Origin of the sequence: Maritalea porphyrae (assembly GCF_027213965.1) — a bacterium.
Taxonomy (GTDB): Bacteria; Pseudomonadota; Alphaproteobacteria; order Rhizobiales; family Devosiaceae; genus Maritalea; species Maritalea porphyrae_A.
Map to the genome: position 1 here is coordinate 637,522 of NZ_JAPWGX010000003.1, position 14,166 is coordinate 651,687.

At 50.0% G+C, this 14,166-nt stretch carries 12 protein-coding genes; 10 read left to right on the top strand and 2 right to left on the bottom strand.

What is annotated here, in order from left to right; translation table 11 throughout:
- Nucleotides 1-5 precede the first annotated feature (5 nt).
- The 4 genes from O4H47_RS11980 (at nt 6) to O4H47_RS11995 (ending at nt 3,591) form a co-directional block, all read left to right on the top strand.
- Entirely contained in the window at nt 6-647 is a 642-nt protein-coding gene (locus O4H47_RS11980) for an SGNH/GDSL hydrolase family protein (protein ID WP_269394212.1), read from the top strand.
- A gap of 30 nt (nt 648-677) precedes the next feature.
- A complete protein-coding gene (gene lpdA, locus O4H47_RS11985; RefSeq protein WP_269394213.1) occupies nt 678-2,117 on the top strand; it encodes a dihydrolipoyl dehydrogenase in 1,440 nt (479 codons plus the stop codon).
- A 61-nt stretch (nt 2,118-2,178) separates the two neighbouring features.
- A complete protein-coding gene (gene lipA, locus O4H47_RS11990) occupies nt 2,179-3,132 on the top strand; it encodes a lipoyl synthase (RefSeq protein WP_269394214.1) in 954 nt (317 codons plus the stop codon).
- Between the two features lie 15 nt (nt 3,133-3,147).
- Nucleotides 3,148-3,591 (top strand): type II toxin-antitoxin system RatA family toxin, encoded by a 444-nt coding sequence (locus tag O4H47_RS11995; RefSeq protein WP_269394215.1) that lies wholly within the window; start codon nt 3,148-3,150, stop codon nt 3,589-3,591.
- On the opposite strand, the gene O4H47_RS12000 is transcribed toward O4H47_RS11995, so the two are convergent.
- Nucleotides 3,573-4,076 (bottom strand): CinA family protein, encoded by a 504-nt coding sequence (locus O4H47_RS12000; RefSeq protein ID WP_269394216.1) that lies wholly within the window; start codon nt 4,074-4,076, stop codon nt 3,573-3,575. The two genes, O4H47_RS11995 and O4H47_RS12000, sit on opposite strands and share 19 nt — an antisense overlap.
- 2 nt (nt 4,077-4,078) lie before the next feature.
- Nucleotides 4,079-5,275, bottom strand: coding sequence for a bifunctional 2-C-methyl-D-erythritol 4-phosphate cytidylyltransferase/2-C-methyl-D-erythritol 2,4-cyclodiphosphate synthase (locus O4H47_RS12005; protein WP_269394217.1), 1,197 nt, complete (start codon nt 5,273-5,275; stop codon nt 4,079-4,081).
- Between the two features lie 160 nt (nt 5,276-5,435).
- Between O4H47_RS12005 and dusB the strand changes: the two genes are divergently transcribed.
- The 6 genes from dusB to trkA all read left to right on the top strand — a co-directional run bounded on the left by dusB (nt 5,436) and on the right by trkA (nt 14,166).
- On the top strand, nt 5,436-6,443 hold the full coding sequence (gene dusB / locus O4H47_RS12010; RefSeq protein WP_269394218.1) for a tRNA dihydrouridine synthase DusB: 1,008 nt from the start codon (nt 5,436-5,438) through the stop codon (nt 6,441-6,443).
- Nucleotides 6,440-7,558 (top strand): two-component system sensor histidine kinase NtrB, encoded by a 1,119-nt coding sequence (locus O4H47_RS12015; protein WP_269394219.1) that lies wholly within the window; start codon nt 6,440-6,442, stop codon nt 7,556-7,558. The genes dusB and O4H47_RS12015 overlap by 4 nt, the downstream gene beginning before the upstream one ends.
- Nucleotides 7,551-8,999 carry a nitrogen regulation protein NR(I) gene (ntrC, locus tag O4H47_RS12020; RefSeq protein ID WP_269394220.1) on the top strand — a complete coding sequence of 483 codons (1,449 nt, stop codon included), beginning with the start codon at nt 7,551-7,553 and terminating at the stop codon, nt 8,997-8,999. The genes O4H47_RS12015 and ntrC overlap by 8 nt, the downstream gene beginning before the upstream one ends.
- A gap of 120 nt (nt 9,000-9,119) precedes the next feature.
- The gene (locus tag O4H47_RS12025; protein ID WP_269394221.1) at nt 9,120-11,387 is read left to right on the top strand and encodes a sensor histidine kinase NtrY-like; all 2,268 of its coding nucleotides are present in this window, start codon (nt 9,120-9,122) and stop codon (nt 11,385-11,387) included.
- Nucleotides 11,388-12,767 (top strand): sigma-54-dependent transcriptional regulator, encoded by a 1,380-nt coding sequence (locus tag O4H47_RS12030; RefSeq protein ID WP_269394222.1) that lies wholly within the window; start codon nt 11,388-11,390, stop codon nt 12,765-12,767.
- Nucleotides 12,768-12,789: 22 nt separating this feature from the next.
- On the top strand, nt 12,790-14,166 hold the full coding sequence (trkA, locus tag O4H47_RS12035) for a Trk system potassium transporter TrkA (RefSeq protein ID WP_269394223.1): 1,377 nt from the start codon (nt 12,790-12,792) through the stop codon (nt 14,164-14,166).

A 14,166-nucleotide genomic window follows, 5' to 3' on the forward strand; every position in this document is an offset into this window, starting at 1 on the left:
AAAACATGAAAAACGTGCTTGCCTTTGGGGATTCATTGACTTGGGGGGCGGACGCTGTGACCGGCGGCCGTCATCCATTCAAGGATCGCTGGCCAAATGTTCTTGCAACAGAACTGGGTGGGCTAGCACGCGTTTTCGCTGAAGGGTTGAATGGTCGCACAACGATTTTTGACGATTATTCAATTCCTACAGAGCGCAATGGATCAAAAGCTTTGCCGATGTTATTGGCGACACACGAACCGCTAGATTTGGTGATCATTTTCTTGGGCACCAACGACATGCGTTCGCACATTTGTGGGAATGCAGCAGGTTCTGCGATGGGCATTGCGCGGCTGATCAACATTGTGAAAACGTTCAGCTACAAACCTGGACACCATGTGCCAAAAATACTTGTTGTGTCCCCGCCACATGTTGAAAAAGGGGCCGACCAGCTGTTTAACGACGTGATGGCAGGGGCCGGTGACTTGTCCAAGGAATATGCTGCCAATTACGCCCAAATATGTGAGCGCGAACAAGTTGCGCTCTTTGATGCGGCTAGTGTCGCACGAATTGACCCTGCAGATGGCGTGCATCTGGACATAGCGAATACACGTGCAATTGGCGTGGGCCTTGCACCAATTGTAAGAGAATTATTGTCGATCCAATAATTGTTGGGCGTCAAAGATAAGGAAAAGAACATGGCAAATCAGTATGATGTGATCGTTATCGGCGGCGGACCAGGTGGTTATGTTGCAGCCATTCGCGGCGCGCAATTGGGCATGAAAGTAGCCGTTGTTGAGCGCGAACACTTGGCAGGGATTTGCTCTAACTGGGGATGTATCCCAACAAAAGCACTGCTGCGTAGCGCTGAAATTTATTCTCACATGGGCCATGCGAAAAACTTTGGACTGAAAGCTGGTGAGTTCACGTTTGAAATTTCAGACGTTGTGAAACGCTCACGCCAAATTGCCAAACAAATGAACAATGGCGTTGGGTTCTTGATGAAAAAGAACAAGATTGACGTTATTTGGGGTGAAGCACAAATCACCAAGCCGGGCGAAGTCAAAGTCGGACCATCATCAAAACCTGTGATGGAGCCTTCCGTTCCTGCACCAAAAGGCGTGTTGCCACACGGCACTTATACCGCAAAACACATCATTATCGCAACGGGCGCGCGTCCTCGAGTGCTGCCGGGCATTGAACCAGAAGGCAAAAACATCTGGACTTACTTTGAAGCGCTTGTACCACAAGAAATGCCAAAATCTCTGGTGGTTATGGGGTCTGGCGCAATCGGGATTGAGTTCGCCTCGTTCTACGCGTCGATGGGCGCGGATGTGACGGTTGTTGAATTGATGAGCCAAATCATGCCGGTTGAAGATGAAGAGATTTCGGCACATGCGCGTAAGCGGCTCGAAAAGCGTGGTATCAAGATTTTGACGGAGGCCAAAGTTGCCAAAGTTGAAAATTCTGCCAGTGGCGTAAAAGCCCACGTGGAACTCAAAGACGGGCAAAGCCAAGTTATTGAAGCTGAAAAACTGATTTCTGCGGTTGGTGTTATGGCCAACGTTGAAAACATTGGCTTGGAAAAAGTTGGCGTTAAGACCGAGCGCGGGTTCATCTCAATTGATGGATATTGCAAAACCAACGTCGATGGCATTTATGCGATTGGTGATGTAGCGGGCGCGCCGATGTTGGCTCATAAAGCCGAGCACGAAGGCGTCATGTGCATCGAAAAGATTGCTGGCAAAGATGTTCACCCAATGAACAAAAACCAAATTCCGGGCTGTACCTATTGTGAGCCGCAAGTTGCGAGCGTTGGTTTGACCGAAAAGGCCGCAAAAGCGGCAGGTCGTGACATTCGGGTAGGGCGCTTCCCCTTCATGGGCAATGGCAAGGCGATTGCTTTGGGTGAGCCTGAGGGCTTGGTGAAAACGATCTTTGACAAGAAAACCGGCGAGTTGCTTGGTGCACATATGGTTGGTGCAGAAGTAACAGAACTCATTCAAGGCTTTGTTGTTGCAATGAATTTGGAAACGACTGAGGAAGAATTGATGCATACAATCTTCCCGCATCCCACATTGTCCGAAATGATGAAAGAGAGTGTCCTTGACGCTTACGATCAAGCACTCAATATATAGGGCAAAATAGCGGCCTCAATTTGGGGCCGTTTTCGCTGATCCGACAAAGGAGCATCCCGCTGTGGTGACTTTGGTTGATAATACGAATAAGGCGCGTCCACGCCATCCTGAAAAGGCAAATCGCCCGGACACAGAAGTCTTGCGCAAGCCAGCTTGGATTCGGGTGAAAGCGCCCGGGTCTAAAGGTTACGCAGAGACCCGCAAGATCGTAAAAGACAATTCAATTGTTACCGTGTGTGAAGAAGCGGGTTGTCCGAACATTGGTGAATGTTGGGACAAAAAGCATGCCACTATGATGATCATGGGTGAGATTTGCACACGCGCTTGTGCATTCTGTAACGTACGCACAGGACTGCCGACCGCCCTAGACCCAAATGAGCCAATGAATGTGGCCAACACGGTCAAGACCTTGGGTCTAAAACACGTTGTGATCACTTCAGTTGATCGTGATGATCTTTCAGATGGCGGCGCACAGCATTTTGTTGAAGTCATTCAAGCGGTGCGAGAAATTTCACCGGGCACTACAATTGAAGTGCTGACCCCCGATTTCTTGCGCAAAGAAGGCGCAATGGAAAAGGTGGTCGCGGCAAAGCCTGACGTGTTCAACCACAACCTAGAAACAGTGCCATCAAACTATCTGACTGTTCGTCCAGGCGCGCGCTATTTCCATTCGATCCGCTTGTTGCAAAAAGTCAAAGAGATTGACCCGAACATGTTCACCAAGTCCGGCATTATGGTTGGCTTGGGTGAAGAGCGGAACGAGATATTGCAATTAATGGATGATTTGCGTGTCGCAAACGTCGATTTCTTGACCATCGGTCAATATTTGCAGCCGACCCGCAAACACCACAAGGTTGAAAGCTTTGTGACCCCGGACGAGTTCAAAGCTTATGAGCGGATTGCTTATACCAAAGGCTTTTTGATGGTTTCCTCGAGCCCATTGACCCGTTCGTCGCACCATGCGGGCGATGATTTTGAAAAGCTTCGTAAGGCACGTGAAGCCAAATTGAGCTAGGCAAAACAAAGCTTTATGACCAAAATTGCTTTTGAACGCGAAGTGCAACACTCGCCAGAACAAATGTTTGATCTGGTGAGTGATTTGGCCGCTTATCCATCTTTCGTGCCAAACTGCTCGGACATGAACATTACCAATTTGCCCCAAGAGGGCAAATGTTTGGCGCGTATGCATGTGTCATTTGGGCCGATCAATCAGTCTTATGAAAGTGAAGTGCACGCGGACCGTGAGGCGTTGCGTGTAACAGCGGTGTCGGATGACGATCCGTTTTCACGATTGTGGAGTGAATGGCAGTTCAGCCAGACACCTACGGGCACGCACGTTGATTTTTCCGTCGACTTTGAGATGCGTAATCGGTTTATTGCAGCGATTGCTGAACCATTATTCGTTGAAAAACAACGTGAAATCGTTGATGCCTTTATGACTCAAGCGGCACAACGCTATGGCAAAGCGCGCTGATCAACACAAGCTAAAACAAGGGTGAGGGCGACGCGAACTGTTTCTTCGCGTATCTCTTCCCGGCCAATATCGCCAAATTTGCGCACAATGTGGCTCGATTTTTTACCGTCTGAGCAGGCAAAATGCACCAAGCCAACTGGCTTATCTGCACTGCCACCCGATGGGCCAGCAATGCCCGTAACAGCGATGGCTAACGAGGTGCGTGTTTCTTTCTGCGCACCCTTTGCCATGGCGCAAGCCACTTGCTTTGACACAGCACCATATTCTTCGATCAAGTCCGGATCTATGCCCAGCATTTCTGACTTGGCGCGATTTGAGTAGGTAACGAAACCGCCATGTATTACGTTAGATGATCCTGGAATCGCTGTTAAAGCGCCTGCGATTAAGCCGCCGGTGCAGCTTTCCGCCGTGGCGAGGGTTAGGCGTTTTGAGGTGAGTTGTTCGATGGTGATTTGGGCCAAATGCAATACATCGTCTTCAAGCATATTCAGTCCTTTGCGGGCAATTCAATGGCAACAATAGCCTGTGCAGCAATGCCTTCTCCGCGTCCGGTGAAGCCCAACTTTTCAGATGTGGTGGCTTTAACCGAAACACGAGATACTGATACTTTACATATATCCGCAATATTTTGCCGCATAGCGATGCAGTGTGGACCAATTTTGGGCTGTTCGCAAATTATCGTCAGATCCACATTTACCAAGCGCGCGGAGCGGGCAGAAAGGCGTGAGATCGCATGTTCAAGGAACACTGCTGAATCTTTGTTTTTCCATTTGTCGTCGGACGGGGGAAAATGCTGGCCGATATCACCTTCGGCCAATGCGCCATAGATAGCATCGGTGATGGTATGCAAGGCCGCATCCGCGTCTGAATGGCCTTTAAGTTTTTTGTCAAACGGGATGTGAATACCCCCAAGGATGACTTCATTGCCGACTTCAAAAGCGTGAACGTCATAGCCAGACCCGACGCGGGTTTCGAGTTTATTGTTATCGTTCATACTTGAACGGGCCTCCGCAAGGTCTTGAGAAAACGTAATTTTTTTGTTTTGAACTTCGCCTGCGACAATTGAAACATCCATGTTTGCCCATTCGGCGATCGATGCATCGTCAGTGAATTCGGCGCTTGATTGTGCCTGGGCGTTGATGTGTGCGGACAAGATTTTTGCGAATGCAAAACCTTGTGGTGTCTGCGCAACGAAATGCTGGGTGCGATCAAGCGTTTGAGTGATCGATTTTCCATCTGGCGAAAATTTGAGTGTGTCGGTAACCGGCAACGCGGGAATGGCGCCACCATCCATCGACGCGTCGATGACGTCAGTTATGATTTGTGCGCTGACGAAAGGTCGCGCAGCATCGTGGATTAAAACCACATCAGGATTGTGCGACTGCAGTGCATCAAGCCCGGCCAAGACGGAGGATTGCCGGGTTTTGCCCCCAAGCACCGGCGTAAGCAGTTTTGCATCATCAAGTTCAAGGGCATCGTAATTTGATTGGTGGGGCACGCTAATGACGGGCAAGACCACATCGATCAAATGGTGCTGGGTGAAAGCGTTTATTGTGTGCTCAAGGACCGTTTTGTCATCCAGCAGCTGATATTGCTTGGGTAAGTCTGAGGAGCGGCTGTTCAACCTCGTTCCAGAACCAGCTGCAACGATAATGACAGCGGTTTTTGGGTTGTTTTGAGGCATAAATGCTCCAGATCTTTTTTGCGCACTAGATTGGGTTTAGCGATAACGCTAGACCATCGCAAGCGACAAGCATGAGTTAACCCAAACTTCCAATTGGGCGTTTGCTTAAAACTTAATCTCTGTCTATTATTCAATCACGTTTCAATATTGCGCAAAAATTATGCATGATCAGCTCAAGCCAATACAGATTGGCACCCACATTTTTCCCTCAAATGCGTTTCTTGCGCCTTTGTCTGGGATAACGGACAAATCGTTTCGCACGATCGCGGCGCGCTATGGCGCGGGCATGGTTGTGTCTGAAATGATCGCAAGTGCGGCTTTAACCAATGGCCATGCGGATATGGCGCGTCGGCTTGGTCGACCCGAACGGCTGCCGAATATCATTCAACTTGCGGGCTGCGAAGGCCGGTGGATGGCGGAAGGTGCAAAAATTGCCGAAGACAGTGGTGCCGATATTATTGATATCAATATGGGCTGCCCCTCCAAACGAGTGACAAATGGCTATGCTGGCTCAGCTCTGATGCGAGTACCGGATAAGGCGCAATCGCTGATCGAGTCTGTTCTTGGTGCCACCAGTTTGCCTGTGACGCTGAAAATGCGCCTTGGGTGGAACGACGATTGCATCAATTCGCCAGAAATTGCGCAGGATGCTGCAAAAGCCGGCATTCAGATGATCACGATCCATGGGCGGACCCGCCAACAGTTCTATAAGGGCGCGGCGAAATGGTCGCCCGTGCGTGATGTTGTTGAAGCGGTTGATGTGCCCGTGGTGGTGAATGGTGACATTGTGGACATTGCAACTGCAAAACGCGCGTTGGAATTGTCCGGCGCTGCCGCTGTGATGATCGGACGAGGTGCACAGGGCCAGCCCTGGTTGTTGGGGCAGGTTGGTGCAGCACTGCACGGCAATCCGGTTCCAGCTACCCCAGCGCTTAAAGAGCGGCAAAACCTGATGAAAGAGCATTACAGCTTGATGATGGAAGAATATGGCACAGCGCTTGGTATGCGGTGCGCGCGCAAACATTTGGGCTGGTATATGGATGTTTTGGCTTTGGAGTTTACGATTCCTAAAGCGGCCCGTGCGGCTTTGCTGACGCAAGGTGATGCATTGCAAGTTCCTGCATTGATTGACCAGTTGTTTGATCAATTGGTGGAGGTAGCCGCATGAGCCCAACGTCCTATGAATTGGCCTTTTCAGCTTTCCAATCTATGACGCAACCGGTGCTGATTTGTGGGAAGTCCAACCGCATTGTGATGGCCAATTATGCTGCGCAGAGCTTTTTCCAAACTTCTGAAAACCTGTTGAAACGTCAAACGATTGACGATCATGTTGCCCCATCTTCACCCTTGCTCGGGCTCTTGGCGCATGTGCATGAGCGTCAAGCCGCATCAAGTGAACATAAGATTGCAATCGGCAATGTGAACTTGCCGGTTGAGAGGTTGGTGGATGTTCATGTTGCGCCAATGGGATCAGACCCCAATTTGGTCGTGATCACCCTGTTTGAACGCACCATGGCGGACAAAATTGACAAGCAGCTCACCTCGCAAGGTGCGGCGCGCCAAGTCAGCGGCCTTGCCGCCATGCTGGCGCATGAAATTAAGAACCCTCTGTCTGGGATCAAAGGCGCGGCCCAATTGCTTGAACAAAGTGCAAGCGATGAAGATCGGCCTTTAGCGCGCTTGGTGCAGCAGGAAGTGGAGCGAATTGTTAAATTGGTCGACCGTATGGAAGTTTTTGGCGATGAACGCCATCCTGAGCTGACCTCGATCAATATTCATGCCGTGCTGAACCATGTATTACTGCTGGCCGAAAATGGATTTGCCAAAGGCATTGTGATTGAAAAGAACTTTGACCCGAGTTTGCCACCAGTTTTGGGCAATTGGGACCAATTGGTGCAGGTCTATCTTAATCTGATCAAAAATGCGGCCGAAGCTGTAAAAAGCGAGCCTGGTAGTAAGATCAAAATATCAACGGCATATCGACCCGGCATTCGTGTTGGTGTGCAAGGCACGCGCGAGCGCTTGTCTTTGCCATTGGAGATAACGGTTGAGGACAATGGACCGGGCATAGATGCGGATATGTTGCCGCATATTTTTGAACCCTTTGTGACGTCCAAAAAGACCGGCGGCGGGTTGGGTCTTGCGATGGTGGCAAAGCTAATTCGCGGGCAGGGCGGCATTGTAGACGTTGATTATGTTGGCGACCGCACGATTTTCAAAACGTTGTTGCCTATGGCAAAGGCTGACACAGCAAGTCCAAAAAGGGAAGCTTTAGATGAGTAAGCGCACAATTTTGGTGGCTGACGATGATGCCTCAATACGGCTGGTGCTAAGCCAAGCCCTCACCCGGGCAGGTTACGATGTATTGCCCATGAGCAATATCGCAACGCTGTGGAACCATGTGTCGCGTGGTGAAGGTGATTTGCTGATTACCGACGTGATGATGCCTGATGGCAGCGCATTTGACATTTTGCCGAAAATTCAAAAGCAGCGCCCGGACCTGCCCATCATTGTTATGAGTGCGCAAAACACCTTTATGACAGCGGTGAAGGCCAGCGAAGCGGGGGCATATGAGTATTTGCCCAAACCTTTCGACTTGGTTGAAGTGACCAACACGGCTGAGAAAGCGCTGCAGGAGCGGGAGAACAAAGCCAATAGGACCAGCGACGTTGAAGTTGATGATATGCCGCTTGTGGGCCGCTCTGCGCCAATGCAAGAGATATATCGCACTATGGCGCGGCTTATTCAAACGGACCTTACTGTTATGATTTCTGGTGAAAGCGGCACCGGCAAAGAAGTGGTGGCGCGGGCGCTGCACGAATTTGGCAAGCGCAAAAACGGTCCGTTTAATGCAATCAATATGGCAGCCATTCCGCAGGATTTGATTGAATCAGAACTGTTCGGCCATGAAAAGGGTGCTTTTACGGGGGCGAATGCGCGGGCGCCTGGTCATTTTGAACTCTCGGCGCGCGGCACACTGTTTCTGGATGAAATTGGTGATATGCCAATGGCGGCGCAAACGCGCTTATTGCGGGTGTTGCAAGAAGGCGAGTTTACCCGAGTTGGTGGACGCGAGACCATACAAACGGACGTGCGCATTATCGCTGCGACACACCGCGACTTGAACCAATTGATCCGGCAAGGCCTATTCCGCGAGGATCTGTACTACCGCTTGAATGTTGTGCAATTGCGGATGCCGGCCTTGCGCGAGAGACCAGAAGATATCGCGGATTTGGTGCGTCATTTCATTGAGAAATACAGCGAAGAAACCAAATTGCGCAAATCGGTCACCCCAGAAGCGCTTGAGTTATTGTCGCAGCACGGATGGCCAGGCAATGTGCGCGAACTTGAAAACCTTATCCATCGTTTCGTCGCGCTTTATCCTGAAGAGGTGATTTCTGCAGAAATGGTCAAAACGGAGTTTGGCCAAAACGCAACGCATATGGCAGCGCCTACAAGTGGTGCAAACGAAGGGCAATCGTTGCAAGAAAGCGTTGAACGACATTTGATGCGGATTTTTGCACAGGCCGAGCCCGGGCTGCCCGCAGACGATCTCTATCACCGCATTTTGGACGAAATCGAAGTGCCTATGCTCGAGATTACACTGACGGCATGCAACGGCAATCAAGTAAAGGCCGCTGAATTGTTGGGTCTAAATCGCAATACATTGCGAAAAAAGCTCAATTTGCATCAAATAAAGGTCGCAAAAAACGCCAGCCGGTAGCGTTCTGTCACATTTTAGCAACATTCTTCTTGATCACTAGGGTGAATGCGGTAAGTCTTACGGACGGGGTGTTACTATTGTGGCACAGTCTGACTTCCCAAAGCCCAAGGATTTTTGAGTTTGAGCGACACAAGCGCACCGCGCATCAGGCAATTGTTTTTGCGACGGAATCGTTTTTTGCGCTACCTCGGCATTGTGCTGGTTGTAGCTGCGATTGCCTCTGCGTCAATTTCCTTCGCCATTCTTACCGGTGCAACGCCGATTGAACCTGATCCATCGCTCTGGCCCTTTATTTGGCTGGTCAATGGTATTTTGATCCTGTTGGTCATCGCCTTGCTGTTGACCGAAACCTATTTGCTTTTGCAAGCTCGGCTGACCAAACAGGCTGGATCTGGCCTACATATACGGTTGGTTTCAATGTTTGCCGTGGCGGCCGCAGTGCCCGCTTTCATTGTGGCAGTTGTTGCTTCTTTGGCGCTCAATCAGGGTCTGGACCATTGGTTTTCGGAACGTTCCCGCACAATGGTTGAGAGTTCTCGTTCCGTAGCCCAATCCTATTTGAACGAGCATGCGAATGTGTTGCGCGACGACACCTTGTCATTGGCGGCGGAGCTAGAGAAAATCCAAGATGTGTTTGACCAAAACCAAGGCAGTTTTACAGACATATTGACTTCGCTGGCGCAAAGCCGTTCGTTGCCGTTCGCCTATATTCTAAATGAACAGCAAGTTGTTGTGTTAAGGGCGAGATTACCCTCTCGTGGGGGCAATCCCAGTCTTCCGCCTAACCTGCTCGTAGGCGTACAAGAAAAACAGCCTGACTTGATCAGGCCTGGACGTGAAAACCTCGTTGGCGCTGTGATCAAACTTGCTGGATACGATAACTATTATTTGTTTGTCGCCAGAGATGTTGACCCGCAAGTTTTGGAATACATGCGGCTCGCCGACCAAAATGTGGCCGAATATCGGGAATATGAATCAAACCGGTTGGTATTTCAGATCACATTCGCATTTATGTATGTGGGGTTGGCGTTTGTGGTTTTGCTTGGCGCTGTTTGGGTTGGGATTGCCCTTGCCAACCGTTTGGTGACCCCGATTAGAAATTTGATGGTGGCCTCCACCAAAGTTTCGGAAGGGGAATTGGACATTCGTGTGCCCGTAAAAGGGGTGACAGGCGATATGTTTGACCTCTCGAGCCGATTTAACCGTATGACGTCGCAATTGCGCGCCCAGCACGGCGCGCTCTTGTCTGCCAACGACACCATCGATCAACGGCGCCAATTTACTGAAGCGGTGCTTGAAGGCGTGAGCGCGGGCATTGTGGGCCTTGATCCGGATGGTCGGATTACCATAGTCAACGCCAGCGCGGCTGCAATGTTTGAAGCCAAGAGCGAAAAGATCATTGGTAAACTGGTTGGCGAAATTGTGCCCGCTCTGGCAGATTTTGTGTCTTTGGCAATGAATTCGCAACGCGAACAGAACCAAGAGCAGATTGAAATCAAATCTAAGCTTGGGGAAGAGCGGACGTATCAAGCCCGTATAACGCGGGAAGGAACCAGCGAAAACTCCAAAGGTTACGTGATAACGCTTGACGATATCTCGGACTTGATCGCGGCTCAACGCACAAGCGTTTGGGCTGATGTTGCACAGCGTATTGCCCATGAGATCAAAAATCCACTTACACCGATCCAACTATCTGCCGAACGCCTTCGGCGGCGGTATCGGAAAAAGCTGGATGGAGACTTTGAGGTTTTTGACAAATGTACCGACACAATTATGCGCCAAGTCGGTGATATCGGACGGATGGTTGATGAGTTTTCGACGTTCGCGCGTATGCCTTCTGCAAATGTGGCTCCTGCAAACCTAAACGAAACAATCAAACAGGCGGTGTTCTCCGAAGGGGTGCGTCATCCTGAAATTCGAATTGAAACCCAATTGCCAAGTTCAGATGTTATTTGTGAATTCGATGAAAGATTGATCTCTCAGGTTCTAACAAATTTGATTAAGAATGCATCTGAATCTCTTGAATCTACAGAAGATTTTAAAGGAAGAGTGCCGAAAATATGCGTTTCAGCTGAAGTGGTGGACAACGATATTGTTGTAAAGGTTGAGGACAATGGCAACGGTTGGCCAAAAGACAATAGGAGCCGATTGTTGGAACCCTATATGACGACGCGTGGCAAGGGGACGGGGCTCGGACTTGCAATTGTTTCAAAGATTATCGAGCAGCATGGCGGTACGGTTGAGTTACAAGACGCACAACCTGATGAAAACGGGAAGGTAGGAGCGTGTTTCCGTTTCACATTGCCTAGATCCCACAAAACGACTGCACAACAGATTTTGATTAAAGACGAAGATGGACCTGGGAAAACTCAGGCAGTGGATGAGTAGATGGCACAAGACGTACTTATTGTAGATGACGAAGCGGACATTCGGGAACTGATCTCGGGTATTCTTGAAGATGAGGGGTATGAAACCCGGTTGGCGCACGATGCTGACTCGGCGTTGGCAGCAATTGAGGCGCGACGTCCAGGCTTGGTGTTCTTAGACATTTGGATGCAGGGTTCTCGCCTTGATGGATTGCAGTTGCTTGACGCTATTCAGGAGAGGCACAAAGACATCGCCGTGGTTATGATTTCTGGCCACGGCAATGTTGAGACAGCCGTTTCAGCAATCCGTCGTGGCGCGTTTGACTACATCGAAAAACCGTTTAAAATCGACAGGTTATTGTTGATCGCGCAACGTGCTTTTGAAAATCGTCGCCTTAAAGATGAAGTTGAGGAGTTAAAAGTACGCTCAGGCGCGGACAGCGATCAATTTGTTGGCGTATCGCCAGCGTTCTTGAACATTAAGGCAGCTCTAAGCAAATGCGCGATGACGAATTCGCGGGTCTTTTTGACTGGACCAGCGGGGACGGGAAAAGGGCTATGCGCGCGCTTGTTGCATGAGTTATCACATCGATCTGATGGACCATTTGTTGAAGTAAACCTTGCCATGCATGGCGAAGATGAGCTGGCTGAAGAGTTGTTCGGCAAGGAAACTGCTGACAATGGATCAAAGTCAATTCGAGCGGGAGCTTTTGAAAGGGCGCATGGTGGTACGCTTTATCTTGCTGAAGTCGAAGTGCTGTCGCAAAACATGCAAGCACTTGTGCTGCGTGCAATTGTAGAAAATAAATTCTTGCGGTTGGGCGGCGAAACCCGAGTTGGCGTTGATGTTCGTATCGTGTCTTCGTGTTCAACAAATGTCGCCAAGCTGGTGGAAGAAGAGAGATTTAGGGCTGACCTATTTCATCGGTTGGCGGTTATTCCTTTAGCGCTGCCCGCACTGAAAGAGCGGCGCGAGGACATTCCTTTGCTGGTCAATCAACTCACAAAAACTCTGATGCAAGTTCATAACCTAAAGTCTTTCAACATTTCGGCCGATGCGATGGCCGTTTTGCAAGCACAAGATTGGCCCGGTAATGCACGTCAGTTGAGAAACTCGTTGGAGCGACTGATTATTATGCTCAACGATGACTTTCCTGACGATGGCTGTGTAACGGCTGAAATGCTGCCCGCTGACATTGGCGAAGTATTGCCCTCAGTTGATGATGGTAGTGACAGCCCGCATTTGATGACATTGCCCTTGAGAGATGCGCGTGAAGTCTTTGAGCGGCAATATCTTGTGGCGCAGATTGAACGATTTGGCGGTAACATCTCGCGTACTGCTGAATTTGTTGGTATGGAGCGTAGCGCACTGCATCGAAAATTGAAGTCACTAGGGCTGTAACGGTCAAACTGAGGGGGCATTTATGCGCGTAATTATTAGTGGCGCTGGGCAAGTTGGCTATGGAATCGCTGAGCAATTGGCGATGGAAGACAACGAAGTTACCGTGATTGATAGCAATCCTGAGTTGGTACAGCGCGTTCGCGACACTTTGGATGCGCGTGGTGTGCATGGACATGGGTCGCACCCCGACGTTTTGGCGCAAGCGGGCGCGCGCGAAGCTGATATGTTGATTGCAGTGACTCAGGTTGATGAAGTCAACATGACTGCCTGTCAGGTCGCACATTCAATTTTTAAAATTCCAACACGAATTGCTCGCATACGTGCCCAAAGCTATTTGAAGTCTGAGTGGAGTGATTTGTTTGCGCGTGATCACTTGCCAATTGACGTGATTATTTCGCCCGAAGTCGAGGTGGGTGAATTGATCCTGCAGCGAATGGCATATCCGGGCGCGCTCGATCTTGTGTCATTCGACGACGACCAGGTTCTGGTTATCACGGTTGCTGTGACAGAAGACTGTGCCATCATAGATACGCCATTGTTGCAACTCACGGAGCTGTTTCCAAATCTGGAGGCGACAGTGATGGGGGTTCGGCGCGGTGGCGTAATGAAAGCACTAAAGTCGAACGATTTTTTGGTTCCCGGCGACGAAGCTATTGTTGCGGTTGGCCGGTCTCAGGTGAACCGCGTGTTGGCGATGTTTGGCAAAGACGTGCCATTTCCCAACAAAGTCGTCATTGGCGGGGCGGGGAATATCGGACAATATGTTGCGCGGAAATTGGAAGAGTTGGGTGAGGGCATCTCCGTACGGCTAATTGAGAACAATCGCCGGACAGCACAACGCGCTGCAGAAAACCTAAATGAGGCCATTGTTGTTTATGGTGACGGGTTGCATGAAGATATTATGCATGAAGTTGGCATTCAGAATGCCCAGATGTATTTGGGTCTAACCAACGATGATGAAACAAATATTCTGTCTTCGGTTTTGGCGAGCGAGTTAGGCGGGGCAACAACAATTGCATTGGTCAACCAGCCACAATATCCTCGTTTTGCGAAACGGCTTGGTGTGGATGCCTTTCTCAATCCAAGAACCGTTACTGTTTCTAAAATACTGCGCCATGTTCGCCGGGGTCGCATACGGGGGGTTTACACGCTCTACAATGGTGCTGCTGAGTTGCTGGAGGCTGAAGCGCTGGAAACCTCACCGTTGGTGGGTAAACCACTCAAGGATTTCAATTTTGGTGACGGTGTGCGCATCGGCGCAATTATTCGTGGCGGCAAGATGATTGTGCCAACAGGTCAATCACGGGTTGAAGCGGGTGATTTTGTGATTGTGTTTGCTTTGGCAGATGCGGTGCGGCAAGTGGAGCAAATGTTCCGCGTCAGCATAGATTTCTTTTAG